General features: G+C 69.7%; 23 protein-coding genes and 1 riboswitch. Of the genes, 14 read left to right on the forward strand and 9 right to left on the reverse strand.

Going from position 1 to position 24,745, the window contains the following annotated elements; translation table 11 throughout:
* Nucleotides 1–1,377, reverse strand: coding sequence for an aminotransferase class V-fold PLP-dependent enzyme (locus tag ABZV77_RS40015; protein ID WP_356267862.1), 1,377 nt, complete (start codon nucleotides 1,375–1,377; stop codon nucleotides 1–3).
* A 348-nt stretch (nucleotides 1,378–1,725) separates the two neighbouring features.
* Between ABZV77_RS40015 and coxB the strand changes: the two genes are divergently transcribed.
* From coxB to ABZV77_RS40035, 4 genes are all read left to right on the forward strand, one after another.
* The gene (gene coxB / locus ABZV77_RS40020) at nucleotides 1,726–2,688 is read left to right on the forward strand and encodes a cytochrome c oxidase subunit II (protein WP_356267864.1); all 963 of its coding nucleotides are present in this window, start codon (nucleotides 1,726–1,728) and stop codon (nucleotides 2,686–2,688) included.
* On the forward strand, nucleotides 2,685–4,424 hold the full coding sequence (ctaD, locus tag ABZV77_RS40025) for a cytochrome c oxidase subunit I (protein ID WP_356267866.1): 1,740 nt from the start codon (nucleotides 2,685–2,687) through the stop codon (nucleotides 4,422–4,424). The genes coxB and ctaD overlap by 4 nt, the downstream gene beginning before the upstream one ends.
* The gene (locus ABZV77_RS40030) at nucleotides 4,421–4,819 is read left to right on the forward strand and encodes a cytochrome c oxidase subunit 4 (RefSeq protein WP_356267868.1); all 399 of its coding nucleotides are present in this window, start codon (nucleotides 4,421–4,423) and stop codon (nucleotides 4,817–4,819) included. Before ctaD ends, ABZV77_RS40030 begins: the two co-directional genes overlap by 4 nt.
* Before the next feature lie 135 nt (nucleotides 4,820–4,954).
* Entirely contained in the window at nucleotides 4,955–6,202 is a 1,248-nt protein-coding gene (locus tag ABZV77_RS40035) for an Ig-like domain-containing protein (protein ID WP_356267870.1), read from the forward strand.
* Nucleotides 6,203–6,309: 107 nt separating this feature from the next.
* On the opposite strand, the gene ABZV77_RS40040 is transcribed toward ABZV77_RS40035, so the two are convergent.
* Complete coding sequence (locus tag ABZV77_RS40040) at nucleotides 6,310–6,708, reverse strand: response regulator transcription factor (RefSeq protein WP_055566235.1); 399 nt, start codon at nucleotides 6,706–6,708, stop codon at nucleotides 6,310–6,312.
* 199 nt (nucleotides 6,709–6,907) lie between these two features.
* Here ABZV77_RS40040 and ABZV77_RS40045 point away from each other — a divergent pair, with 199 nt between their 5' ends.
* From ABZV77_RS40045 to ABZV77_RS40070, 6 genes are all read left to right on the forward strand, one after another.
* On the forward strand, nucleotides 6,908–7,528 hold the full coding sequence (locus ABZV77_RS40045) for a heme-copper oxidase subunit III (RefSeq protein WP_356267872.1): 621 nt from the start codon (nucleotides 6,908–6,910) through the stop codon (nucleotides 7,526–7,528).
* Nucleotides 7,529–7,605: 77 nt separating this feature from the next.
* On the forward strand, nucleotides 7,606–8,415 hold the full coding sequence (locus ABZV77_RS40050) for a cytochrome c (RefSeq protein ID WP_356267874.1): 810 nt from the start codon (nucleotides 7,606–7,608) through the stop codon (nucleotides 8,413–8,415).
* Nucleotides 8,412–9,467: a Rieske 2Fe-2S domain-containing protein gene (locus tag ABZV77_RS40055; RefSeq protein ID WP_356267875.1), complete on the forward strand. Its 1,056-nt coding sequence runs from the start codon at nucleotides 8,412–8,414 to the stop codon at nucleotides 9,465–9,467. The genes ABZV77_RS40050 and ABZV77_RS40055 overlap by 4 nt, the downstream gene beginning before the upstream one ends.
* Nucleotides 9,464–11,104, forward strand: coding sequence for a cytochrome bc complex cytochrome b subunit (locus tag ABZV77_RS40060; RefSeq protein WP_356267877.1), 1,641 nt, complete (start codon nucleotides 9,464–9,466; stop codon nucleotides 11,102–11,104). The genes ABZV77_RS40055 and ABZV77_RS40060 overlap by 4 nt, the downstream gene beginning before the upstream one ends.
* Nucleotides 11,105–11,259: 155 nt before the next feature.
* Nucleotides 11,260–12,324 carry an anthranilate phosphoribosyltransferase gene (trpD, locus tag ABZV77_RS40065; RefSeq protein WP_356267878.1) on the forward strand — a complete coding sequence of 355 codons (1,065 nt, stop codon included), beginning with the start codon at nucleotides 11,260–11,262 and terminating at the stop codon, nucleotides 12,322–12,324.
* Nucleotides 12,325–12,420: 96 nt separating this feature from the next.
* Nucleotides 12,421–12,538: riboswitch (SAM riboswitch) on the forward strand.
* 189 nt (nucleotides 12,539–12,727) lie between these two features.
* The gene (locus tag ABZV77_RS40070) at nucleotides 12,728–14,104 is read left to right on the forward strand and encodes an aminotransferase class V-fold PLP-dependent enzyme (RefSeq protein ID WP_356267879.1); all 1,377 of its coding nucleotides are present in this window, start codon (nucleotides 12,728–12,730) and stop codon (nucleotides 14,102–14,104) included.
* Here the strand turns inward: ABZV77_RS40070 and ABZV77_RS40075 are convergent.
* From ABZV77_RS40075 to ABZV77_RS40105, 7 genes are all read right to left on the reverse strand, one after another.
* Nucleotides 14,050–15,252 carry a glycerate kinase gene (locus ABZV77_RS40075; RefSeq protein ID WP_356267881.1) on the reverse strand — a complete coding sequence of 401 codons (1,203 nt, stop codon included), beginning with the start codon at nucleotides 15,250–15,252 and terminating at the stop codon, nucleotides 14,050–14,052. The two genes, ABZV77_RS40070 and ABZV77_RS40075, sit on opposite strands and share 55 nt — an antisense overlap.
* Before the next feature lie 27 nt (nucleotides 15,253–15,279).
* On the reverse strand, nucleotides 15,280–16,692 hold the full coding sequence (locus tag ABZV77_RS40080) for an SLC13 family permease (protein ID WP_356267883.1): 1,413 nt from the start codon (nucleotides 16,690–16,692) through the stop codon (nucleotides 15,280–15,282).
* A 77-nt stretch (nucleotides 16,693–16,769) separates the two neighbouring features.
* The gene (locus ABZV77_RS40085) at nucleotides 16,770–17,432 is read right to left on the reverse strand and encodes a response regulator transcription factor (protein WP_356267885.1); all 663 of its coding nucleotides are present in this window, start codon (nucleotides 17,430–17,432) and stop codon (nucleotides 16,770–16,772) included.
* On the reverse strand, nucleotides 17,429–18,895 hold the full coding sequence (locus ABZV77_RS40090) for a HAMP domain-containing sensor histidine kinase (RefSeq protein WP_356267887.1): 1,467 nt from the start codon (nucleotides 18,893–18,895) through the stop codon (nucleotides 17,429–17,431). The genes ABZV77_RS40085 and ABZV77_RS40090 overlap by 4 nt, the downstream gene beginning before the upstream one ends.
* The gene (locus ABZV77_RS40095) at nucleotides 18,870–19,193 is read right to left on the reverse strand and encodes a small secreted hydrophilic protein (protein ID WP_356267889.1); all 324 of its coding nucleotides are present in this window, start codon (nucleotides 19,191–19,193) and stop codon (nucleotides 18,870–18,872) included. The genes ABZV77_RS40090 and ABZV77_RS40095 overlap by 26 nt, the downstream gene beginning before the upstream one ends.
* A 100-nt stretch (nucleotides 19,194–19,293) precedes the next feature.
* Complete coding sequence (locus ABZV77_RS40100) at nucleotides 19,294–19,575, reverse strand: Lrp/AsnC ligand binding domain-containing protein (RefSeq protein ID WP_356267891.1); 282 nt, start codon at nucleotides 19,573–19,575, stop codon at nucleotides 19,294–19,296.
* A complete protein-coding gene (locus ABZV77_RS40105) occupies nucleotides 19,572–20,309 on the reverse strand; it encodes a rhomboid family intramembrane serine protease (protein ID WP_356267893.1) in 738 nt (245 codons plus the stop codon). The genes ABZV77_RS40100 and ABZV77_RS40105 overlap by 4 nt, the downstream gene beginning before the upstream one ends.
* Before the next feature lie 180 nt (nucleotides 20,310–20,489).
* Here ABZV77_RS40105 and ABZV77_RS40110 point away from each other — a divergent pair, with 180 nt between their 5' ends.
* The 4 genes from ABZV77_RS40110 (at nucleotide 20,490) to ABZV77_RS40125 (ending at nucleotide 24,717) form a co-directional block, all read left to right on the forward strand.
* Entirely contained in the window at nucleotides 20,490–20,729 is a 240-nt protein-coding gene (locus tag ABZV77_RS40110; protein WP_055566221.1) for a hypothetical protein, read from the forward strand.
* Between the two features lie 34 nt (nucleotides 20,730–20,763).
* On the forward strand, nucleotides 20,764–22,113 hold the full coding sequence (locus tag ABZV77_RS40115; protein WP_356267895.1) for an NYN domain-containing protein: 1,350 nt from the start codon (nucleotides 20,764–20,766) through the stop codon (nucleotides 22,111–22,113).
* Nucleotides 22,114–22,404: 291 nt separating this feature from the next.
* Entirely contained in the window at nucleotides 22,405–23,436 is a 1,032-nt protein-coding gene (locus ABZV77_RS40120) for an NlpC/P60 family protein (protein WP_356267897.1), read from the forward strand.
* A 252-nt stretch (nucleotides 23,437–23,688) separates the two neighbouring features.
* Nucleotides 23,689–24,717: an NlpC/P60 family protein gene (locus ABZV77_RS40125; protein WP_356267899.1), complete on the forward strand. Its 1,029-nt coding sequence runs from the start codon at nucleotides 23,689–23,691 to the stop codon at nucleotides 24,715–24,717.
* Nucleotides 24,718–24,745 lie beyond the last annotated feature (28 nt).

Here is a 24,745-nt window from a genome sequence, read left to right on the forward strand (position 1 = left end):
TCACGAGCTCCGGCGGACCACGTACGCGACACCGTGGTCCGCCGGCCGCTCACCCACGTACTCCTGCCCCTGCGTCCAGCACCAGGCGGGAATGTCCACGGCCGCGACCTCGTCGTCGGCGAGGACGGTGACGGTGCCGCCCACCCGTACCCGCCCGATCGCCTTGGCCAGCTCGATGACCGGCAGCGGGCAGGCCATCCCGAGCGCATCGACGGTCACGGCCTCCGCCGCCCCGTCCCCGCCCGCGACCGGCGCCCCCAAGGTCTCCCGCACCCCGCGCACGACCCCGGGCAGCACATCGAGGAACCGCTCGACGTCCGCCTCCTCGGCCCCGAACGGCAGCGACACCCGTACGTTCCCCTCGCTGACCACCCCCATGGCGCGCAGCACATGGCTCGGCGTCAGCGTCGAACTGGTGCACGAGGATCCGGACGACACGGAGAACCCGGCCCGGTCGAGCTCGTGCAGCACGGTCTCCCCGTCGACATAGAGACAGGAGAAGGTGACGAGGTGCGGCAGGCGCCGTACCGGATCGCCCACCACCTCCACATCCGGCACGAGCCCGGGCACCCGCGCCCGGATCCGCTCCGTCAGCTCCCGCAGCCGCGCACCCTCCGCGGCGGCCTCGGCCCGCACCGCCCGCAGCGAGGCGGCCGCCGCCACGACCGCCGGAATGTTCTCGAAACCGGCGGCCCGCCCGGACTCCCGCTCGTCGACGGGCCCTTGCGCGGCGAACCGCACCCCTTTGCGTACGACGAGAAGACCGACTCCTGCCGGGCCGCCCCATTTATGGGCACTGCCTGTCAGCAGCGACCAGTCCCCGTCGACGCGCCCCCAGGCCAGCGACTGCGCGGCGTCCACCAGGAGCGGCACCCCGGCGGCCCGGCACACCTCGGCGACCCGGGCGACCGGCTGCTCCGTGCCGACCTCGTGGTTGGCGGACTGCAGACAGGCGAGCGCGGTGTCCTCCCGCAGCGCGGCGGCGTACGCCGCCGGGTCCACCGCCCCGCCCCGGTCCACCGCCACCTCGGTCACCGCCCCGCCGTCGGCTTCATGGGCCTCCGCCGAATGGAGCACCGACGAATGTTCGACGGCCGACACGATCAGGTGGCGTCCGACGCGCCGCCGCCCGGCGAGCGCTCCGGCGGTCCCGGAGTGCACGGCACGGGTGCCGGACGAGGTGAAGACGAGCTCGTCGGGACGGCAGCCCACCGCGTCGGCGGCCGCCTCGCGCGCGGCGTCAAGGAGCAGCCTGGCCCGCCGCCCCTCGCGGTAGAGCCGGGCGGGGTCGGCCCACCCTTCGTCCAGGGAGGCTTGGAGGGCCTGCCGGGCGACGGGATGGAGGGGAGCGGAGGAGGCGACGTCGAAGTAGGGCACGCGTCAACGCTAAGACGTCCGGCCAGGGGGGAGCGCCCCGCAGGGGCCGCTCCCCAGGGGCGCGGGGAACTGCGCGAGCAACCACACCACACCAGCACCCGCGGACCAGCGGATTCCACCGAGCTCGTGGGCGTTCCAAGGCTCCGTCAGAAACCGGTCGAGGGGCGGGCGTCCCACCCTTCGGAGTGACCCGCGGCGCGTTAGGCACCCTCCCCGCGCGACCCCAAATAGCGTCCAGTAGGGTTTGGTCCGCATAAACATCCAAACCCCTGCCCGCCGCAGGGCGGCGACCGACCAGCGTGGAGGCCGCAGCCGACCGCGCGGGCGAGACTCTCGGGAAGGCGCTACGTGAGTCCCAACGGCTCCGACCGCTCGTCGCGGCGCCCGATGCGGCGGAAGCTGCCGCAGGTGCTGACTGCGGGCCTGATCCTGGCGACCGCCACCGGTTGCACATACAAGGATTTCCCCCGCCTTGGAATGCCCACCCCGGTAACGGAAGAGGCTCCGCGGATTCTCTCCCTCTGGCAGGGCTCGTGGGCGGCAGCGCTCGCCACGGGCGTGCTGGTCTGGGGCCTGATCCTGTGGAGCGTCATCTTCCACCGGCGCAGCCGCACCAAGGTGGAAGTACCGGCGCAGACGCGTTACAACATGCCCATCGAGGCCCTGTACACGGTGGTTCCGCTCATCATCGTGTCGGTGCTCTTCTACTTCACGGCACGTGACGAGTCGAAGCTCCTCAAGCTCGACGCAAAGCCGGCCCACACGGTCAACGTGGTCGGCTATCAGTGGAGCTGGGGCTTCAACTACATCGAGGACGTACCGGGTTCCGACAAGGGCGACGCCAAGACGTCCAAGGACCTGGACGCCATTCCGGACCGCTTCCGCAAGGACTTCCCGGCCAACGCCGGCGGCGTCTACGAGGTCGGCACGCCCGGCGAGCGGAACCCCCAGAACGGCAACCCCGGACCGACCCTCTGGCTCCCCAAGGGCGAGAAGGTCCGTTTCGTTCTGACTTCGCGTGACGTCATCCACTCCTTCTGGGTGGTGCCGTTCCTCATGAAGCAGGACGTCATCCCGGGCCACACCAACGCCTTCGAGGTGACTCCCAACAGGGAGGGCACCTTCATGGGCAAGTGCGCCGAGCTCTGCGGCGTCGACCACTCCCGGATGCTCTTCAACGTCAAGGTCGTCTCTCCCGAGCGCTACAAGCAGCACCTCGAGGACCTCGCGAAGAAGAACCAGACCGGATACATCCCGGCCGGCATCGAGCAGACGGGCCATGAGAAGAACCGGGAGACGAACAACCTGTGAGCATCCTCAACGAACCTCAGGGTGCCGCGGCAGCAGACGACTCGTACGAGGACGAGCTGCCGGTCAGGCGCAAGCAGCCGGGAAACGTCGTGATCAAGTGGCTGACCACCACTGACCACAAGACGATCGGCACGCTCTATCTGGTCACGTCGTTCGCGTTCTTCTGCATCGGTGGCGCCATGGCGCTCCTCATGCGCGCCGAACTGGCCCGTCCCGGCACGCAGATCATGTCGAACGAGCAGTTCAACCAGGCGTTCACGATGCACGGCACGATCATGCTGCTGATGTTCGCGACGCCGCTGTTCGCCGGTTTCGCGAACTGGATCATGCCGCTGCAGATCGGTGCTCCCGATGTGGCGTTCCCGCGGCTGAACATGTTCGCCTACTGGCTGTACCTGTTCGGCTCGCTGATCGCGGTCGGCGGCTTCCTCACCCCGCAGGGTGCGGCCGACTTCGGCTGGTTCGCCTACAGCCCGCTGTCGGACGCGGTCCGCTCGCCGGGCATCGGCGCGGACATGTGGATCATGGGTCTGGCGTTCTCCGGCTTCGGTACGATCCTCGGCTCGGTCAACTTCATCACCACCATCATCTGCATGCGCGCTCCGGGCATGACGATGTTCCGCATGCCGATCTTCGTGTGGAACGTGCTGCTGACCGCGGTGCTCGTCCTGCTGGCCTTCCCGGTTCTGGCCGCCGCACTGTTCGCCCTGGAGGCGGACCGAAAATTCGGCGCCCATATCTTCGACGCCTCAAACGGCGGCGCGTTGCTATGGCAACACCTCTTCTGGTTCTTCGGCCATCCAGAGGTGTACATCATCGCCCTACCATTCTTCGGAATCATTTCCGAAGTCATCCCAGTGTTCTCGCGCAAGCCGATGTTCGGCTACATGGGCCTCATCGGCGCGACGATCGCCATCGCCGGTCTGTCCGTGACGGTGTGGGCGCACCACATGTACGTCACCGGCGGCGTGCTACTGCCGTTCTTCTCCTTCATGACGTTCCTCATCGCCGTGCCAACAGGCGTGAAGTTCTTCAACTGGATCGGCACGATGTGGAAGGGGTCACTGAGTTTCGAGACCCCGATGCTCTGGGCGGTCGGCTTCCTGATCACCTTCACCTTCGGTGGTCTGACGGGCGTCATCCTGGCCTCGCCGCCGATGGACTTCCACGTCTCGGACTCGTACTTCGTGGTGGCGCACTTCCACTACGTGGTGTTCGGCACCGTGGTGTTCGCGATGTTCTCCGGCTTCCACTTCTGGTGGCCGAAGTTCACCGGCAAGATGCTCGACGAGCGTCTGGGCAAGATCACCTTCTGGACGCTGTTCATCGGCTTCCACGGCACGTTCCTCGTCCAGCACTGGCTGGGTGCCGAGGGCATGCCGCGCCGGTACGCGGACTACCTGCACGCCGACGGCTTCACGGCGCTGAACACGATCTCGACGATCTCGTCGTTCCTGCTCGGCCTGTCGATCCTGCCGTTCTTCTACAACGTGTGGAAGACCGCCAAGTACGGCAAGAAGGTCGAGGTCGACGACCCGTGGGGTTACGGCCGCTCCCTGGAGTGGGCGACGTCCTGCCCGCCCCCGCGGCACAACTTCCTCACCCTGCCGCGCATCCGCTCGGAATCGCCGGCGTTCGACCTGCACCACCCTGAGATCGCGGCGCTCGGTCACATCGAGAACGACGGGCAGAAGGACACCGCGCTGCTCGGCGGCAACAAGGAGGCCGCGAAGTGAAGATCCAGGGCAAGATGTTCATCTGGCTGAGCGTCTTCGTCCTCGCCATGGCGATCGTCTATGGCGTGTGGTCGAAGGAGCCCGCCGGTACCACGGCGCTCTTCCTGGCCTTCGGCCTGTGCATCATGATCGGCTACTACCTGGCCTTCACGGCCCGGCGGGTCGACGCCTCCGCACAGGACAACAAGGAGGCCGACGTCGCGGACGAGGCCGGCGAAGTGGGCTTCTTCAGCCCGCACAGCTGGCAGCCGCTCTCCCTGGCCATCGGTGGCGCGCTCGCCTTCATGGGCGTCGTCTTCGGCTGGTGGCTGCTGTACTTCTCGGCCCCGATCCTCCTGATCGGCCTGTGGGGCTGGGTGTTCGAGTACTACCGCGGCGAGAACCAGACCCAGTGAGTCTGTAGTTCCCGACCCGCACGCGAAGGGCCCCGGCACTCCGAGAGGAGCGCCGGGGCCCTTCGGCGTAAGCGACACCCCCACGGACGGGTCACTCGCCGCGCCGGACCCGGTAGACCTTCATACCGTGTGTTTATGAGCCACTCACCGAGAATTCGCACGGTACTGAGCTGCACGATGCTGGTGGCCGCACTCGGTGCGGGGGCCACTGCCTGCGGCAGCTCCGACGGTCATCCGCTCTCGGCGAAGCCGTACGACGCGGCGGGCCAGATCGCCTTCAACGGCCCTGTGGGCAGCCAGAAGGCGGATCCTGACAAGCCGCTCGAAGTCACGGCCCAGGGCGACGACGGGCGCATCACCGACGTGCTGGCCACCGACGCGGTGGGGCGGTACGTGGCGGGCGAACTCTCGGCCGACGGCGCCCGGTGGCACAGCACCACGCCGCTGGCGGCAGGGGCCCACTACACCGTGCGGGTGAGCACGGAGGACGAAGAAGGGGCGCCGGGCCGCAAGGTCATGACCTTCGACACCGACATGCCCGCCAAGAAGAAGCAGCTGAAGGTCACCTTCGGCCCCGACGGGGGCAAGTACGGCGTCGGACAGCCCGTCACGGCCTCCCTCAGCGCCAAGGTGAAGGGCAAGGAGGCCAGATCGGTCGTCGAGCGCGCCCTGAAGGTCCGCTCGGTGCCCGCCACCGAGGGAGCCTGGTACTGGGTGGACAGCAAGACGCTGCACTACCGCCCGAAGGAGTACTGGCCCGCGGGCGCGACCGTGAACGTCTCCAGCAACCTCGAAGGCCTCAAGGTCAAGAAGAAGCTGTGGGGCGGCGAGTCCAAGCCGCTGAAGCTGACCATCGGCGACCGCGTCGAGGCCGTCACGGACGCCGGGTCGCACTACATGACGGTCTACCGCAACGGCGAGGAGATCAACTCCTTGCCGGTGACCACCGGCAAGCCCGGCTACTCGACGCGCAACGGCGTCAAGGTGGTGCTGGGCAAGGAGTACTCCGTACGCATGACCAGCGCCAGCATCGGCGCTTCGGACTTCTACGACAAGATGGTCTATTACGCGACGCGGGTGACCGACTCCGGCGAATACGTGCACGCCGCGCCCTGGTCGGTGGGCTCGCAGGGCGCCGCGAACACCAGCCACGGCTGCACCGGCATGAGCACCGGGGACGCCGCCTGGTTCTACGAGACCGTCCGGCAGGGCGACCTGGTGACGGTCGTCAACAGCTACGGCGAGGACATGCCGACGTTCGGCAACGGGCTCGGCGACTGGAACATGAGCTGGAAGAAGTGGCGCAAGGGCAGCGCGCTGCTCTCCGGCACCAAGGAGGGCCCCGCGGCGGTCGACGCGGCCAGGCTGCGGCCGCAGGTCTGACGGCCCGGCAGAGAGGCCGTCAGAGGCGCACGAGAGGGGCCCACGCCATGGCGTGGGCCCCTCTCGTGGAAGATCGGCGTGCTGCTCGTGTGTGACTGGAGGGCCGCTCAGGCCTCGACGGCCGTCTTGCTGCGCAGCAGACCGGCCAGGGCGCTCGCGAACTCCACCGGCTCGACCGGCAGGGTCACCGCGGCCTCCGCCCGGCTCCAGGTGGCCAGCCAGGCGTCCTGCGGGCGCCCCATGAGCAGGAGCACGGGCGGCGACTGGAAGACCTCGTCCTTGATCTGCCGGCAGACGCCCATGCCGCCGGGCGCCGACTCGCCGTCGAGGACGCAGACGTCGATGCCGCCCCGGTCCAGCTCCTTGATGACCGCGTGCGGTGTGGCGCACTCGATGAACTGGACCTGGGGAACGTCCGTGGCCGGCCTGCGGCCCGTGGCCAACCGGACTTGCTCGCGGGTGCTCGCGTTGTCGCTGTAGACCAGCACCGTGGCGGTCGGCTGCATTGTTCCTCCGATACGTCGAGCTGTTGCGTCGAGCTGTGCCGTCTTGGGATGCGGGAACCGATGCGCGGATGCTACTCCTCCCGACACCCCGTCAACACCGGTTCGGACAGGCCTCCGATGGGCCATCCGGGCAGGACACACCCCGTAGACACTCCGAACGGCACCCCCCGGGGTGAGGGCGGGATAAGCGACCGACATAATGTCGGTCGTGGCGACAGCAACGACAGTAGATACCGGGCACGCGCACCCGCCGGTCAATCGACCGAACCTCACCAGCGTCGGAACCATCATCTGGTTGAGTTCCGAGCTGATGTTCTTCGCGGCCCTCTTCGCGATGTACTTCACCCTGCGATCGGTGACGGGTCCTGATCACTGGAAGGAAATGGCCTCGGCCCTTAACTTCCCGTTCTCAGCGACGAACACCACGATCCTGGTGCTCTCCTCACTCACGTGTCAGCTGGGCGTTTTCGCAGCTGAACGCGGTGATGTGAAGAAGCTCCGGATGTGGTTCATCGTCACCTTCATCATGGGTTCGATCTTCATCGGCGGTCAGGTGTACGAATACACCGAGCTGGTCAAGCACGAGGGCCTCTCGCTCTCGTCCGACCCGTACGGCTCGGTCTTCTACCTGACCACCGGCTTCCACGGACTGCATGTGACGGGCGGCCTGATCGCCTTCCTGCTGGTCCTTGGTCGTACCTATGCGGCCAGGAGGTTCACCCACGAGCAGGCGACCGCAGCCATCGTCGTGTCCTACTACTGGCACTTCGTCGATGTGGTCTGGATCGGCCTCTTCGCCACGATCTACATGATCAAGTAAGCGGCAGGTCGCTCACGCGACACATCCGAAACATTCCAGAAGCATCGACGCAGAAGATCCTGACACCGGGGTAATCCGTGAAAAAGCTCTCCGCACGACGACGCCATCCGCTGGCGGCGGTCGTCGTCCTACTCCTCGCGCTGGCGGCCACCGGGGGGCTGTACGCCGCGTTCGCGCCGGCGGACAAGGCGCAGGCCGACGACACCGCCCAGTCCCTCGCCATCGACGAGGGCAAGAAGCTCTACGCCGTGGGCTGCTCCAGCTGCCACGGAACCGGCGGTCAGGGCTCCTCCGACGGTCCGAGCCTGGTGGGCGTGGGCGCTGCCGCAGTCGACTTCCAGGTCGGCAGTGGCCGTATGCCGCTCCAGCAGCCGGGTGCCCAGGCGCCCAAGAAGAAGGTCATCTACAACCAGGCCCAGATCGACCAGCTGGCGGCGTACATCTCGTCGCTGGGTGCCGGTCCCTCGGTGCCGACCGAGAAGCAGTACAGCCCGGACGGAGCGGACATCGCCAAGGGTGGCGAGCTGTTCCGCACCAACTGTGCCCAGTGCCACAACTTCACCGGTGAAGGTGGCGCGTTGACGCACGGCAAGTTCGCGCCTTCGCTGGAGGGTGTCTCCCCGAAGCACATCTACGAGGCCATGCAGACCGGCCCGCAGAACATGCCGTCCTTCCCCGACACGACGATGCCGGAGAAGAACAAGAAGGACATCATCGCGTACCTCGACGCGGTCAACGGTGAGAAGACCGAGAGCCCTGGCGGTCTCAAGCTGGGTGGTCTGGGTCCGGTCAGTGAAGGCCTCTTCGGCTGGATCTTCGGTCTCGGCTCGCTGATCGGTGTCGCCGTGTGGGTCGCCGCTCGGACCGCAAAGGCCAAGAAGTCATGAGTAGCCAAGAGATTCCAGAAGAGAACCTGCCCAGCAAGCAGGAGACCGAGCACGGCTCGGTGGCGGTGACGGAAGAGAACCCGTTCGCCGACCCGGGGCTGCCGCCCCACGAGCACCGCGTCCAGGACATCGACGAGCGGGCCGCCAGGCGGTCCGAGCGTGCCGTGGCCTTCATGTTCACGCTGTCGATGATCGCGACGGTCGGCTTCATCGCCTCGTACGTGGCGATCCCGGCCGACAAGAGCGTCTTCATCTGGCCGATCGGTCACATCAGCGGCCTCAACTTCGCCCTGGGCACCACCCTCGGCGTGGCGCTGTTCTGCATCGGCGCGGGCGCGGTCCACTGGGCCCGCACCCTGATGTCCGACGTGGAGATGACCGACGAGCGGCACGAGATCGCGGCTGAGCCCGAGGTCCGTGCCAAGGTCATGGCGGACTTCAAGCAGGGTGCCGAGGAGTCGGGCTTCGGTCGGCGCAAGCTGATCCGGAACACGATGTTCGGCGCGCTGGCCCTGGTCCCGCTCTCCGGTGTCGTCCTGCTGCGTGACCTCGGGCCGCTGCCCGAGGACAAGCTCCGGCACACCAAGTGGGCCAAGGGCAAGATGCTCGTGAACATGAACACCCACGAGCCGCTGCGTCCCGCGGACGTGCAGGTCGGTTCGCTGACCTTCGCGATGCCCGAGGGCATGTCGGAGCACGACCACGACTTCCAGACGCAGATCGCCAAGGCCGCCCTGATGATCGTCCGCATCCAGCCGGAGAACATCAAGGACAAGCGCGAGCTCGAGTGGTCGCACGAGGGCATCGTGGCGTACTCCAAGATCTGCACCCACGTGGGCTGCCCGATCTCCCTGTACGAGCAGCAGACGCACCACGTCCTCTGCCCGTGCCACCAGTCCACCTTCGATCTCGCCGACGGTGCCCGCGTGATCTTCGGCCCGGCCGGCCATGCCCTGCCGCAGCTGCGGATCGGCGTGAACGAAAAGGGCTACCTCGAGGCGCACGGCGACTTCGAAGAGCCCGTCGGTCCTGCTTTCTGGGAGCGTGGATGAGCACCACCACCACTACTTCGAACGACAAGCGCAAGCAGGCACCCGCCGGTGAGCGGGTCGCGGACTGGGCCGACGGTCGACTGGGGATCTACTCCCTGGCCAAGGCCAACATGCGCAAGATCTTCCCGGACCACTGGTCCTTCATGCTCGGCGAGATCTGCCTGTACAGCTTCATCATCATCATCCTCACGGGTGTGTACCTGACGCTGTTCTTCCACCCCTCGATGAACGAGGTGGAGTACAGCGGCAGCTACATCCCGATGCAGGGTCAGTTGATGTCGGAGGCGTTCAACTCGACCATGCACATCTCCTTCGATGTGCGCGGTGGTCTGCTGATCCGGCAGATCCACCACTGGGCGGCGCTGATCTTCCTCGCCGGCATGTTCGTGCACATGATGCGCGTGTTCTTCACGGGTGCGTTCCGCAAGCCCCGCGAGGTCAACTGGCTCTTCGGCTTCCTGCTGTTCGTCCTCGGCATGTTCACCGGCTTCACCGGTTACTCGCTCCCGGACGACCTGCTCTCAGGTACCGGTGTCCGCTTCATGCAGGGCGCCATCCTGTCGATGCCGATCGTCGGCACCTACCTGTCGATGTTCCTGTTCGGCGGGGAGTTCCCCGGCGGCGACTTCGTGGCCCGGTTCTACTCGGTCCACATCCTGCTGTTGCCGGGCATCATGCTCGGCCTCGTGGTGGCGCACCTGATCCTGGTCTTCTACCACAAGCACACGCAGTTCGCGGGTGCCGGCAAGAGCAACAAGAACGTCGTCGGCATGCCGCTCCTTCCGGTCTACATGGCCAAGGCCGGAGGCTTCTTCTTCCTGGTCTTCGGTGTCATCGCGGTCATTGCGGCGATCGCCTCGATCAACCCGATCTGGGCCATCGGCCCCTACCGGCCGGACCAGGTGTCCACGGGCGCCCAGCCCGACTGGTACATGGGCTTCGCCGAGGGTCTGATCCGTGTGATGCCGGGCTGGGAGATCAACCTCTGGGGCCACACGCTCGCCCTGGGCGTGTTCATCCCGCTGGTCGTGGTCTTCCCGCTGGTCCTCGTGGCCATCGCGGTCTACCCGTTCATCGAGTCCTGGGTCACCGGCGACAAGCGCGAGCACCACATCCTGGACCGCCCGCGCAACGCCCCGACCCGTACGGGCTTCGGTGTCGCGTGGCTCACGGCGTACATGATCATGCTGGTCGGTGGTGGCAACGACCTGTGGGCCACCCACTTCCACCTGTCGCTGAACGCGATCACCTGGTTCGTCAGGATCGGCTTCTTCGTCGGACCGGTCGTCGCCTTCATCGTCACCAAGCGGATCTGCCTGGGTCTGCAGCGGCGCGACAAGGACAAGGTGCTGCACGGCCGCGAGTCGGGTCTCATCAAGCGGCTTCCGCACGGTGAGTTCATCGAGGTCCACGAGCCGCTCAGCAAGGAGCAGCTGCACACGCTCACCGCGCACGAGCAGTACAAGCCGCTCGAGCTCGGTCCTTCGGTCGACGAGAACGGTGTCGAGCGCAAGCTGTCCGGTTCGCAGAAGCTCCGGGCGAAGCTCTCCAAGGGCTACTTCGGGGAAGAAGGACAGATCCCCAAGCCCACGGCTGACGAGTACAAGGAGATCACCAGCGGCCACGGCCATCACTGATCACTTGAAGCTCTGACCCAAGGTCGCCACGGCAAGAGCCCCGTCCATGCAATGGACGGGGCTCTTTGCCGTCCCGGAGGCTGGATAGGGTGGTCCCACCCCGACGTGTCGGGGTGTTTCCTACATACGCAGACGAAAAAACACCAGGAGCGGCCATGAACGCTGTGATCCCCGCAGGAGGCGACACCGCGGCGGCCCGTTCCTGGCCCGACGTACTGAACGGCCTGCTCGACGGGCGCGACCAGAGCGCCGACGACACGGCCTGGGCCATGGACCGCATCATGCGCGGCGAGGCCACCGACGCGCAGATCGCGGCCTTCGTGGTCGCCCTGCGGGCCAAGGGCGAGACGGTCGAGGAGATCTCCGGCCTGGTGCGCGCCATGTACGCGCACGCCAACGTCATCGACGTGCCGGGCCCGAGCGTCGACATCGTGGGCACGGGCGGCGACGGCGCCAAGACCGTCAACATCTCGACGATGTCCGCGATCGTCGTCGCGGGAGCGGGCGCGAAGGTCGTCAAGCACGGCAACCGCGCGGCCTCCAGCGCGTCCGGCGCCTCCGACGTCCTGGAGAAGCTCGGCGTCAACCTGGACCTCACCCCGCAGCGGGTGGTCGAGGTGGCGGAGGAGGCGGGCATCACCTTCTGCTTCGCCGTGAAGTTCCACCCCGCGCTGCGCCACGCGGGCGCGGCCCGCAGCCAGCTGGGCATCCGCACCGTCTTCAACCTCCTGGGCCCGCTCACCAACCCGGCCAAGGTGCGCGCCCAGGCGGTCGGGGTCGCCGACCCGCGGATGGCGCCGATCGTGGCGGGAGTCTTCGCCGAGCGGGGCCACTCGTCCCTGGTCTTCCGCGGGGACGACGGTCTTGACGAGCTGACGACGACGTCCACCTCGCGGATCTGGGCGGTGCGGGACGGCGCCGTGCGCGAGGAGGCCTTCGACCCGCGGGACGTCGGGATCGACCTGGTGCCCGTCGAGGCGCTGCGGGGCGCCGATGCCTCGTACAACGCGGAGGTGGCGCTGCGGCTGCTCGACGGGGAGACCGGTCCGGTGCGGGACGCGGTGGTGCTGAACTCGGCGGCGGCGCTGGCCGCCCTCGCGCCCACCGACGAGCCGCTCGTGGACCAGATCGCCGCCGGTATGGCGAAGGCGGCGCAGGCGATCGACTCGGGGGCCGCGAAGCGGGCCCTGGAGCGCTGGGTGTCCGCAAGCAACCGCTGAGAGGGCACTCTCCGGCGTGGCGATGTGACGCACGGCGCAGTCCGGATTCTGGACTGCGCCTTGCGCGCCGAAGATCGTGTGGCAGGATGCTGCACAGGTCATGAGTGACAGCGACTACGGCCCCGGCCCGCTGTCCGGCAACCCTCCGTCCGTGGCGGGGTGCCCCGGGTGAAGACCAGGCCGTACGCAGCGAGGCGTATGGCAAGCGCGGACCCCTGGACATCGGTGAATGTCACAGCCCTGGGGTCCTGGTCCTCAAGGGAGCAGTCTCGTGAGCAAGCGAATGTGCTAGGGCCTCCGGCCCCTTTCCGCGCACCTTTTTTCTCTTCATCACTGCACCGCCGCATGCCTCGGGCGCGGCCGTCGTCGCAGTGAACTCACTTGCCTCTTACGGGAGTTCGCCATGTCCGTTTCCGCTGTTGCCGCCGACTCGTCCGTCTGTGCCCCGCTCGCCGTCCTCGGCAGGGACGTCACCGTCCCGCTCGTCACCGGCGGCGAGGTGACCTACGCGGCGCTCGACTACGCGGCGAGTGCCCCGGCCCTGCAGCGGGTGTGGGACGACGTGGCCGCGTACGCCCCGTACTACGGCAGCGTGCACCGCGGCGCCGGGTACCTGTCGCAGCTGTCGACCGACCTCTTCGAGAACTCCCGCGAGACCGTCGCCGAGTTCCTCGGCTGCCGCGAGGGCGACCAGGTCGTCTTCACCCGGTCCACCACCGACTCGCTGAACCTGCTCGCCGCCGCGCTGCCCGCCGACTGCCAGGTCTTCGTCTTCGAGACCGAGCACCACGCCTCGCTGCTGCCGTGGCGGGACGCGCGGGTGACCTACCTGAACGCGCCGCGCACCCCCGACGAGGCCGTGCACACCCTGGAGCGCGCCCTCGCCGACCGCGACCCCTACGGGCCCGCCCTGGTCTGCGTGACCGGCGCCTCGAACGTCACCGGTGAGCTCTGGCCGGTCCGCGAGCTGGCCGCGGCCGCGCACGCGCACGGCGCCCGGATCGTCCTGGACGCCGCCCAGCTCGCGCCCCACCACCCCGTCTCCATCGACGAGTTGGACGTCGACTGGGTCGCGTTCTCCGGGCACAAGCTGTACGCGCCCTTCGGCTCCGGCGTCCTCGCGGGGCGCTCGGACTGGCTGCGCGCCGCCGAGCCCTACCTCGCGGGCGGCGGTGCCTCGCGGAAGGTGGCGCGGCGCACCGACGGTGGCGTGGACGTGGAGTGGCACGACACCGCCGCGCGGCACGAGGCCGGTTCGCCCAACGTCATCGGCGTCTACTCCATCGCCTCCGCCTGCAAGGCGCTCACCGAGGCGGGCTTCGACGACCTCGTCGCCCGCGAGCAGCAGCTGATCGGGACGGTCCGTGCGGGCCTCGCCGAGGTGCCGCAGGTGCGGATCCTCTCGCTCTTCGGCGACGACGCGCCGCGCGTGGGCGTCATCTCCTTCGTCGTGGACGGCTGGAACAGCTCGCACTTCGCCGCCGCGCTCTCCGCCGAGTACGGCATCGGCGTACGTGACGGCCTGTTCTGCGCCCACCCGCTGGTGCGCACTCTGCTCGGCAGCGAGCCCGACGAGCCCGGCGAGTGCGGCGCCCCCGAGGCCGCGCCCGGCGAGAAGTCGCTGAACGCGATCCGCGTGAGCTTCGGCGCGGGCACCCCCGACGAGCACGTCGAGCGCTTCGTGCGTGCCGTCAAGGAACTGGTGGCCGACGGTGCGCGCTGGAGCTACCGCACCGAGGACGGGCGTTGCGTGCCGGACACCGACACCGCCGCCGTCTGAGCGGGCAGCCGTGAGCCGAGCTGGATCATCCGCAGGGCCCGCTCCGTCGCGTCGGTGAGGAACTCGCCGCCCCTGCCGAGCGCCTCGGTCATCGAGACCGGGGCGGGCAGGATCGAGCTGTAGGCGTCGACCCCGATGGAGCGGACGGCGTGCGCGCCGTCCCCGATGGTGCCCGCGAGCACCAGGACGGGGCGGCCGGAGAGCTTGGCGCGGCGGGCCACCTCGGCGGGGACCTTGCCGCGCGGCGTCTGGTGGTCGAGGGCGCCCTCCGCGGTGATGACGAGGTCGGCGCGGGCGAGCCGGTGGTCCAGGTCGAGCCGTTCGAGCAGGACGTCGAAGCGGGGGAGCAGGGCGGCGCCGAGGGCGGCGAGCCCGGCGCCGAGGCCGCCCGACGCGCCCGTGCCCGGGCCCTCGAAGAGGTCGGCGCGCACCCGGAGGTCCCGGGTGAGGAGGTGCGCCCAGTGCTCCAGGGCGGCGGCGAGCTGCTCGACCTGGGTGGGCGTCGCGCCCTTCTGGGGTCCGAAGACGCGGGCGACGCCGCGCTCGCCGCACAGGACGTTGAAGGGGTTGCAGGCGACGCGGATCTCGGTGTCCGCCAGGCGCGGGTCGATGCCGCTCGGGTCGATGCGGCTGAGGCGCGTCAGCTCCCGTCCGCCGCGCGGCAGTTCCCAGCCGTCCAGGTCAAGGAGCCGGGCCCCGAGGGCCTGCAGGGCGCCCGCGCCGCCGTCCGAGGTGCCCGAGTCGCCGCAGCCGACCAGGATCCGGCGGGCGCCCGTGTCGAGCGCCGCGCGGATCAGCTCCCCGACGCCGTACGTGGTGGTGGCGCCCGGGTCGCGCAGATCGCGGGGGACCAGCGAGAGACCGGCCACGGCGGCCATCTCGACGACCGCGGTGCCGTCGGGCAGCAGGGCGAAGTGGGTGCCGATCGGCTGGCCGACGGGACCGGTCGCGGGCAGCGCGACGAGGCGCCCGCCGCCCGCCGCGGCCAGCGCGCGGGCCGTGCCCTCGCCGCCGTCCACCAGCGGGATCAGATCGGTCTCGGCGCGCGGGACGACACGGCGTACCCCCGCGGCGATGGCCTCGGCCGCGGAGCTCGCGGACAGCGACTCCTTGAAGCCGCTGGGGGCGATGGCGAAACGGGTCAGCACGGTGGTCTCCAGGGGGCGCAAGGGGGTTCAGCGGACGGGGACGCCGAGCAGCGGCCAGAGCGTGACGGCGAAGAGCAGGACGAGCGCGGCGGTCAGCGGCGCCAGGACCGCGGAGAGCCGCAGCAGGTCCCGCGGGGTGTAGGTGGGCGTGTCCGGGATGTCGGCGAAGAGGGTGACGGGCTTCGCGGAGGCGGGCAGGGTGTGGCAGAACCCGGCCGCGGCCGTCGAGGCGAGCGCCGCGGCGACCGGGTTGACGCCCGAGCCTGCGGCGGCCGCCACGACCAGCGGGACGAGGACCGAGGAGCGGGCCGAGCGGGACTGCAGGACCAGGTGCGCGGCCGTGCTGACCGCGACGACCACCGCGAGGAACAGCCACGGGGGCAGGTCCAGGGGCAGCCCGGACACCAGCCACTTCGCCGCCCCCGAGTCGGCGAGCGCGACGCCCATCGCCATCGTCGCCGCCATGAAGAGGAGCAGCGCCCAGGGGACCGTCCTGAGGGCGTCCTTGAGGCCGACGGTGCCGAGGGCGGGGGAGGCGGCCACCACCGCTCCGATCAGTGCGACGACGGCGGGCGGCACCTGGTGGAGCGGCTCGCTGCACCACAGGGCGACGACGGTGGCGAGCAGCAGGGCGCAGCGCGTCTCGGCCGGTTCCCAGGGGCCGGTGACGGGCTGTTCGCTGTGCTCCTGGAGCTGGGCGAGGGTGATGCGGACCGGGCCCTTGCGGTCCGCGCGCCGCGTGGTCGTCAACAGGACGGCCTCCGCCGCCAGATGGGAGGACGTTATGGCGAGCGGCAGGCCGAGCAGCAGCCACTGGGTGAACCCGATCCGCTCGCCGGCCGCCTCCCACAGGACCGACACCGTGATCAGATGTGCTCCCGCACCGATCAGGGTCGCGACCGCGGACAGAAGGATCACGGTCGGAAAGAGCAGCGCGAGCATCACGACCAGTCGCTTCCGGTCGGCGAGGGCCTTGGCGAGCGCGAGGAAGACGGGCAGCGCGAGCGCGGCGCGCCCCGAGGTCGCGGGGACCGCGAAGGCGGTCACCACCAGCGCCGCGGTCGTCAGATGCGTCAACTGCCGTACGGTGCCCGCCCCGCTGACCAGGAACGCCGCCGCCCGCCCCGAGAGCCCGCTGCGCGCCACGGCCGCCGCAAGGACGAAGGCGCAGATCAGCAGCCACACCGTCTCGTCGCCGAGGGTGCCGAACAGGGTGTCGCTGCTGATCACACCAGTCGTGGTGAGGGCGAGGCCCGCGCCGAGCGCGATGTACGTGTCGTCGACCGGTGTGCCGATCCAGGCGCAGGTCGCCAGCGCGAAGACGGCGAGGGTCAGCCGGGCGTCGCCGCTCAGGCCGGGGAAGTTCCCGGGAACCGCGAGCAGGGCGCAGCTGCTGAGCGCCACGCAGAGGGTCGCGGCTTGCCGCAGGTTCAGGGTCACGCGGTTCAGCGTGCCGCCGGGCCGTGAGCCCTCAATGAGGCGCAGATGAAGGAAACTTCACCGGCACCGGCCGGTGGTCACTCCGGCAGCCGGTACCCCATCCCGCGCACCGTCTCGACCTGCTCCGAACCCAGCTTCTTGCGCAGCGCGCGGACGTAGACGTCCACGATGTTCGACCCGGGGTCGAAGTCGTACCCCCACACGTGCGAAAGGATCTGCTCCCGCGAGAGCACCTGCCCGGGATGGCGCATGAACAGTTCGAGGAGTACGAACTCACGTGCCGTCAGATCTACTGTGCGCCCCGCCGAACGCGCCCTGCGGGTCCGCAGGTCCAGCGTGACCTCGCCGCTGCGCAACACCGTCACCTCGGGCGCCCTGGCCGCCGTGCGCAGCCGCAGCCGCACCCGGGCCAGCAGCTCCTCGAAGCGGAACGGCTTGGTCATCCAGTCGTCGGCGCCGCCCTCCAGACCCGCCACCGTGTCCCGCACCGAGTCCCGCGCGGTCAGCACGATGACGGGCGTGCTCACGCGGGCCTCGCGCAACTGGCGCAGGACCGTGAAGCCGTCCTTGCCCGGCAGCCCGATGTCCAGGACGATCAGGTCGAAGTTGCCGGTCAGGGCGTACTCGTGGGCGCTCTCGCCGTCGGCGACCACGGTGGTCGTGAAGCCGTTGGCGCGCAGGCCCTTCTCGACGAAGGACGCGATGCGCTCCTCGTCCTCGACGATCAGTATCCGGTTCACTGCTGCGCCGTCCCTTCCTGCTGTCCCGGTGGTAGTACGAGTACGAAGGTCGCGCCGCCGCCGTCCGTGGGGCGCAGCTCGACGCCGCCCCCGTGGCTCTCGGCGATGGCCTTGACGATGGCGAGGCCGAGGCCCGCCCCGGTGGCGCGGGAGCCGCGCCGTGCGGTGCCGCGGCGGAACCGCTCGAAGATGACCCCGGCGTCCTGCGGCTGCACGCCGGGCCCGCTGTCGGCGACGTACAGCTCGATGCGCCCCGCGCACAGCCGGGAGCCGATGCCGACCCGCTGCCCGGGAGCGGTGTGCTGGACGGCGTTCTGGGCCAGCTGCACCATCGCCTGGGTGATGCGCTGGGGGTCGAGCGCGGCCTCGGCGTCGGCGACCTCGACGAGCCGCCAGTCGCGCCCGCCGAGCGCCCGTGCCTTGACGAAGACGTCCGCGGTCAGCTCGGCGAGCTGCACGGGCTCCGGGGTGACGAAGTCGGGGCGCTCGGCCTTGGCGAGCAGCAGCAGGTCCTCGACGATGCGGCTCATCCGGTCCAGCTCCTCCGTCACGATGCGGACGGTCTCCTCGCGCTCGCCGGGACCGTCGCCCATCAGCTCCAGATGGCCGCGGACGATGGTGATGGGGGTGCGCAGCTCGTGGCCCGCGTCGTCGACGAACTCCCGCTGTGCGGCGAAGGCCCGCTCCAGGCGGTCGAGCATGCCGTTGAACGTCTCGGCGAGGGCCGCGACGTCGTCCCTGCCCTGGACCGGGATGCGCCGGGTCAGGTCCTGCTCGGTCAGCTGCGCGGCGGTCGTGCGCACCAGCCGCACCGGTCTGAGGATGCGCCCCGCGACCGCCCAGCCGATGCCCGTCGTCATCAGGAGCGCGACGCCGGAGATGGCGAGCAGCATGGTGAACACGTCGGCGGCTCTAGCTTGTTCGCCCGCGGGGTGGAAGGCCACGACGAATGCCGCGGCCGGATGCCCGCCGCCCGCCTTGACCTCCACCTTCGCCCAGCGGATCTCGCCCCGGTCGCGGTGCAGCGTGCCGGTCGCCTCGGGCGAATCGAAGACGGCCCGCAGCGCGGCGGGGTCCTCGGCCAGCGGATGGTCGATCCGGGCCTCCCGGGACTGCTCCTTCTTGGCGGGCACCTCGCCGGAGCGGCCGAGCAGGCCGAGGAGTTCCTCGTCGGGATCGGCGTACTGCCGGGAGAGGAAGAGCCGCAGGAGCGCGTCGGGTTCGGTGAACTTCTCGCCCGTGTGCGGGTCGACGCCCTCGCGGGCGAGGGTGGCGAACTCCGCGGTCTCCTGGGCGAGGAGCCGGTCGATGCGGTGGTCGACGTCGCGGAGCAGGACCGAGCGGGTGGTGGCCGAGACCGCGGTGAGCGCGGCGGTCATCACGACGAGCAGCCAGAGCAGGATGCGGACACGGGCCGATATCCACCGACGCGGGGGCTCAGCCGTCGTCGCCGTGGCCGTCATCGTCGCTGTCGCCCCGGCCGCTGCCGTCGTTGTTGTCGGCGTCGTCGGCAGCGTCGTCGTCGTTTGCGCTGTCATCGTTCGAGGGATTCTCGCTCACCGGCGGCGGTGACACTCTCTCGTCGCTGGGGGCGGGCCGGGGAGAGGCGGGCTCCGCGGACGGCGAGCCGCTCTCCAGCTCCACCTTGGGCGGCGCCTTGGGCTGCTCGGGGTTGTCCGTCAGGACGTAACTGGTCGCGGCGATGCCGAGCGGGATCGCGACGACGGCGGCCAGGACGGCCATGCGGTGGGAGAAGACCATGACTGCGAGGGTGCGCGACGCACCGCACCGTCAGGATGAGGCGCGGATGAAGAAACCCTCATGCGCGAGGCCCCCGGGGCTCCCGGGATCGAGCAGAGTCCTAGGAGTCGAGGCCGATCGCGAAGGCGGCTTCGAGGTCGTGCTGCGAGTACGTGCGGAACGCGACGTGCGTGTCGGTCCCCTCGACACCGGGGATCTTGCTGATCCGGCCGGGGATGACGTCCGCCAGGTCGTCGTGGCGCGGCACGCGCACCATCGCGATCAGGTCGTACGTACCCGTCACGGAGAAGACCTCGCTGACCGATTCGAGCGCGGCGATCGACTCGGCGATCTCCGGAATCCGGTCCACGCTGGTCTTGATGAGCACGATCGCGGTGATCACGGCTGGCTGTCTCCCTCGGTGGCCGGTGCGCTGCCTTTCACATGCACTCTAGTCCTCCGCATCCGCCACCCCCACGCGAAGAGGAACCCGAGCGAGAAGCCCACGAGGTGCGCCAGATAGGCCACTCCCGTGCCCTTGCCGCCCTGCCCCGCCGCCAGCCACTGCAGCGCCACCCAGAACGGCAGCACCACCCAGGCCGGAAAGCGCAGCGGAAGGAAGAAGAGGAAAGGGAAGAGGCTGGTGACGCGCGCCCCAGGGAAGAGATAGAGGAAAGCACCGAGGACGGCGGAGATCGCTCCGGACGCCCCCACGAGCGTCTGGTCGGAGCCCGCGTGCGCGGCCGCGTAGGCGAGCAGGGCGAAGTATCCGCAGCAGATGTAGAAGAGCGCGTACAGGAGGTGCCCCATGCGTTCCTCGACCATGGCCCCGAACACGTACAAAAACAGCATGTTCCCGAGCAGATGAAGCCAGCTTCCGTGCACGAACAGAGCGGTGAACGGTCCGAGAGCGGCACGCGGGACGCCCTTGAAGAGCTCGACGGGGACGACGCCCCACCGCTCGAAGTAGGCCTGCTGTGCGGCGAGCAGTTCATGGCCCTTGCCGTAGGCGGGATTGAACCCGGACACCGGAGAGATCACGAAAATCACGCAACAGACGGCGATCAGTCCGTACGTCACCGGGGCGGACTGCCCCCTGAGCAGTCGGCCCGCCTTCGTACCCCATGTGGCGATCATGAACAGAGCATGACGTAACGGGCGCTACCCGCACAGACCGCCATGCCGCTCCGGAGGCCGCCGCATGGCGCCCCTTACAGGCCTTAGGGTTACGGGCAATACGCACCACGGAAACCCGCGTAGGCATCCCGGTCGCCGAAGACGTCGCCGACAAGTCACCGAAGAAAGCGAACAGCCACGATGACGGTTCCCCTGCCGACGGCCACCACCCGGTGGCGCTGCACGCTGTGCGGCAATCTCACGCGATTCGATGTGACCCGCAGCTCGAAGGTGGTCGAGTATGTCCATCTCGACCTGGCCGGAGAGTCGAACGTCGAAGAACGCGAGGTGGTCAGTGAGACCATCGAGTCGGTGCGCTGCCGCTGGTGCAACGCCGTGGATCAGGTGGAACTCGTGGACAGGCCGGGCGCCGACTCCTGAGGGAGCGGGGCCCGCACAGCTAGTGGGGTGACGGATGGTGGAGAGCTCAGGCGGGGAGCCGGACGACGGCGCCGCTGAGGTGCTCGACCGTCCGCTGCCCGACGGGGTGCGGCGGCGGGTCGTCCAGCTCGTCTCGGACGGTTTCGGCGGCCTCACCCTGGCCGAATTGCCCGCCCAGCTGCGGCAGTACGCACGGTTCACGCCGACCAGGCGCGCCAAGTTCGCGGCCAACGCCATGGCGGCCGCGGTGGAGAGCGACACCCTCTTCCGCCAGCGCATCGGCGAACGCCTCAGAGAGGTCCAGCCCGAGCTCGCGGGCGCCCTGGACGCGGGCTCGCCGCCCCCCGCGGCCGACCCCCTGGACGTGGCGGCCGCGGCCTACGTGCTGCGGCCCACCGGATGGGTGAAGCTGGTCACCGCGGCGGGCGAGGAGGCGCAGCGCGCCGACGCCGAGCGCGTCGACGACGAGACCAGGGCGGAGCTCGACCGGCTGCGCGAGGAGCTCGTCGCGGCCCGCGGCCAGACCAAGGCGGAGACCGAGCGGCTGCGCACCGAGCTCGAAGCGGCGCGCAGGGAAGCCGAATCGATGCACCGCAAACTGCGCGGCGCACTCAGTGACGTCAAGCGCGGCGAGGCCGCGCTGCGCAAGGCCGCCGCCGAGATCGAGGCCGTGCGCGCCGAAGGACAGGCGCAGGTGTCCGCCGCCGAGAGCGAGACGCGGCGCATCAAGGCGCGGCTCGGCGAGACCGAGGCCGCCCTGGAGGCCAGCCGCAGGGCCGCGCGCGAGGGGCGCAGCGTCGAGGACATGCGGGTGCGCCTGCTGCTCGACACCGTCCTCGACGCGGCGCAGGGGCTGCGGCGCGAGCTGGCCCTGCCGCCGGTCTCCGTGCGGCCCGCGGAGACCGTGGACGCCGTCGAGCCGGGGCGGATGTCGCCCAAGGACATCGCCGCCCGCGCGCTCTCCGAGAACGACCCGGCGATCCTGGACCAGCTCCTCGCGCTGCCCCAGGCACACCTGGTGGTGGACGGCTACAACGTCACCAAGACCGGCTATCCGACCATGCCGCTGGAGAAGCAGCGGCTGCGGCTGCTCGGTTCGCTCTCGCAGCTCGCCCTGCAGTCGGGCGCCGAAGTCACCTGCGTCTTCGACGGCGCGGAGCTGGCGGCGCCGGTGCTGCTCGCGCCGCCGCGCGGGGTGCGGGTGCTGTTCTCCAAGCCCGGCGTCACCGCCGACGAGCTGATCCGTCAGCTGGTGCGCGCGGAGCCGCCGGGGCGGCCCGTGGTGGTCGTCTCGACCGACCGCGAGGTGGCCGACGGGATCGCGAAGGCGGGGGCGCGGCCGGTGGCTTCGGCGGTGCTCCTGAAGCGCCTTTCGCGCGGCTGAGGAAGCGGCTTTCGCTCGACTAAGGGGCACTCGGTAACTCCTGCGCACTATGCCCGAATTGGGGCCTCCCTCACGCGACGTAGTGTCAAAAGATCATTACCGACTGTGCGTTATCGGTAAAGAATGCCGCTCGCGGGCGTTTTTTTGCCGGTGTGATTTGAACTGATCACAAGAAGGTCACTAAGGTCTCGCCTCGAACCTCCGCACGGTTGATCACCCATCCGGGGTGACGGCGGCGGTACCCGCCCACCGGGTCTCGGTAGGCGGCTGGAGGAAGAAGGAGCCGCCTTCGTGGCGTCCCACCGTCGACCCAAGCAGCCGAGCCGCACCCGCGTGACCGTGCTCACCGCGACTGCCGCCGCTGCCGTGGCCCTCACTTCGCAGGGTGCCGCCCAGGCCGCTCCGAAGCCGAGCAAGGACGAGGTCAAGTCCAAGGTCGACAAGCTCTACGAAGACGCGGAGCGGGCCACCGACAAGTACAACGGGGCCAAGGAGAAGCAGGAGAAGCTCGAGAAGCAGATCGGCGATCTCCAGGACAAGGTCGCCCGCGGCCAGGAGGAGCTCAACGACCTGCGCGACGGCCTCGGTTCGATGGCCAGCGCCCAGTACCGCTCCGGCGGCATCGACCCCTCCCTGCAGCTCTTCCTCTCCTCCGACCCGGACAACTACCTCGACAAGGCGTCCACCCTGGACCAGCTGAGCAGCCAGCAGGTCGACGGGCTCAAGAAGGTCCAGAAGAAGCAGCGGGACCTCGCGCAGCAGCGCAAGGAGGCCGCGGGCAAGCTGGACGACCTCGCCGACACGCGCACGGAGCTCGGCAAGAAGAAGAAGGAAGTCCAGGCCAAGCTCGGCGAGGCGCAGCGGCTCCTCAACACGCTGACCGCCAAGGAGAAGGCGGCGCTGGACGCCAAGGAGCAGAAGCGCGCGAGCCGCGCCGCCGACGAGCGTGTGGACCTCGGCGACGAGGCCCCCGCCTCGGGCCGCGGCGCCGCCGCCATGGCCGCCGCCGCCACCCAGATAGGCAAGCCGTACGTCTCCGGCGGCACCGGCCCCAACTCCTACGACTGCTCCGGCCTCACCCAGTGGGGATTCGCGCAGGCCGGTGTCCACATCACCCGGACCACGTACACCCAGCAGAACGACGGCACGAGGATCGGCCGCGGCGACCTCAAGCCCGGTGACCTGGTGTTCTTCAACAACCTCGCGCACGTCGGCTTCTACGCAGGCAACGGCCAGGTGCTGCACGCCCCGCACCCCGGCGCCTCGGTGCGCTACGAGTCGATCTCGTACCTCGGCACCTTCCAGTTCGGCGTCCGCGTCTGACGAAGAGAACCGGCGGCCGACGGCTGCCGGCCACCGTCAACGCATTGCCGGGACCGCCCAAACGGGCGAATTCCGGCAACTCCCGCTGACCCCGCGCCCCGTTGATGACCTGCGTCAGAAGCGGGGCGTCGGGCTGTCCGCGCCCTTTCGCACCCGGACGGGTCTTTGGCCGTCGGTTGCCGCACGGCTACTGTCGGCGCGCATTCCCCCGGACAGCCGGGGGTTCGTCAGCGGAAGGGAGAGCGGCTTCCCGTGGGGTTCCATCGCCGTCCCGCACAGTCCGGCCTCGACCGGAGCACGCGCGTGACCGTCCTTTCAGCGGCAGCGGCCACCGCGGCGGCGGCCCTGGCTGCCGCGCCCGCAGGTGCCGCGCCGCAGGACAAGCCGTCCGACACGCGCGCCAAGGTGGACCGGCTCTACGAGCAGGCCGAGCAGGCGACCGAGTCGTACAACAAGGCCGACGAGCGCGCGGACAAGCTGCGCGCACAGGTCGACCGCGCCAAGGACAGCGTCGCGCGCGGCCAGGAGCGCATCAACCGGATGCGCGGCGCCCTCGGCGCGCTCGCCGGGGCGCAGTACCGCTCCGGTGGCATCGACCCCTCGCTGGCCCTGATGCTCTCCAGCGACCCGGACGGCTATCTGGAGCGGGCCTCGGTCCTCGACCGCGTCAGCGCCCGCCAGGCGGGCGAACTGGCCGATCTGCAGCGGGCGCAGCGCGGCCTCGCGCAGCAGCGCACCGAGGCGGGCCGCAAACTCGCCGAGCTGGAGAAGAGCCGCACCGCCGTCGCCCGCCACAAGCGCACCGTCGAGCACAAGCTCGCCAAGGCCAGGCGGCTGCTCAACTCGCTGCCCAGCGAGGAGCGCGCGGCGTACGACAGGTCCTCGCGGTCCGACGGGCGCGCCGACCTGCCGGAGCTCGGGGGCGCCCCGGCCTCCTCGCGGGCCGCCGCCGCGATCGCCGCCGCCAGGTCCGCGGTCGGCAAGCCCTATGTGTGGGGCGCCAACGGACCCTCCGGATTCGACTGTTCGGGCCTCATGCAGTGGTCGTACGGCCAGGCCGGTGTCGGCCTGCCGCGCACCTCGCAGGCCCAGCGGTACGCGGGGCGCCAGGTGTCCCTGTCCGAGGCGCAGCCCGGTGATCTGGTCGCCTACCGCGACGACGCCAGCCACATCGGGATGTACATGGGCAACGGCCAGGTGGTGCACGCCCCCTACCCCGGTGCGCCGGTCCGCTACGACCCCGTCGGCATGATGCCGGTGTCGTCCGTGACGCGGATCTGACCGGCCGTCCGCCGGTCGCGCCCCGTAC

This window comes from Streptomyces sp. NPDC004732, from assembly GCF_040609235.1.
Lineage (GTDB): Bacteria > Actinomycetota > Actinomycetes > Streptomycetales > Streptomycetaceae > Streptomyces.

Excerpts from the sequence above, each read along its gene's own strand:
- ABZV77_RS40055 (WP_356267875.1), top strand. The coding sequence starts at position 8,412 with ATGAGTAGCCAAGAGATTCCAGAAGAGAACCTGCCCAGCAAGCAGGAG.
- ABZV77_RS40095 (WP_356267889.1), bottom strand. The coding sequence starts at position 19,193 with ATGGTCTTCTCCCACCGCATGGCCGTCCTGGCCGCCGTCGTCGCGATC.
- trpD (WP_356267878.1), top strand. The coding sequence starts at position 11,260 with ATGAACGCTGTGATCCCCGCAGGAGGCGACACCGCGGCGGCCCGTTCC.
- ABZV77_RS40060 (WP_356267877.1), top strand. The coding sequence starts at position 9,464 with ATGAGCACCACCACCACTACTTCGAACGACAAGCGCAAGCAGGCACCC.
- ABZV77_RS40110 (WP_055566221.1), top strand. The coding sequence starts at position 20,490 with ATGACGGTTCCCCTGCCGACGGCCACCACCCGGTGGCGCTGCACGCTG.
- ABZV77_RS40040 (WP_055566235.1), bottom strand. The coding sequence starts at position 6,708 with ATGCAGCCGACCGCCACGGTGCTGGTCTACAGCGACAACGCGAGCACC.
- ABZV77_RS40090 (WP_356267887.1), bottom strand. The coding sequence starts at position 18,895 with ATGACGGCCACGGCGACGACGGCTGAGCCCCCGCGTCGGTGGATATCG.
- ABZV77_RS40115 (WP_356267895.1), top strand. The coding sequence starts at position 20,764 with ATGGTGGAGAGCTCAGGCGGGGAGCCGGACGACGGCGCCGCTGAGGTG.
- ABZV77_RS40070 (WP_356267879.1), top strand. The coding sequence starts at position 12,728 with ATGTCCGTTTCCGCTGTTGCCGCCGACTCGTCCGTCTGTGCCCCGCTC.
- ABZV77_RS40035 (WP_356267870.1), top strand. The coding sequence starts at position 4,955 with ATGAGCCACTCACCGAGAATTCGCACGGTACTGAGCTGCACGATGCTG.
- ABZV77_RS40105 (WP_356267893.1), bottom strand. The coding sequence starts at position 20,309 with ATGATCGCCACATGGGGTACGAAGGCGGGCCGACTGCTCAGGGGGCAG.
- ABZV77_RS40045 (WP_356267872.1), top strand. The coding sequence starts at position 6,908 with ATGTCGGTCGTGGCGACAGCAACGACAGTAGATACCGGGCACGCGCAC.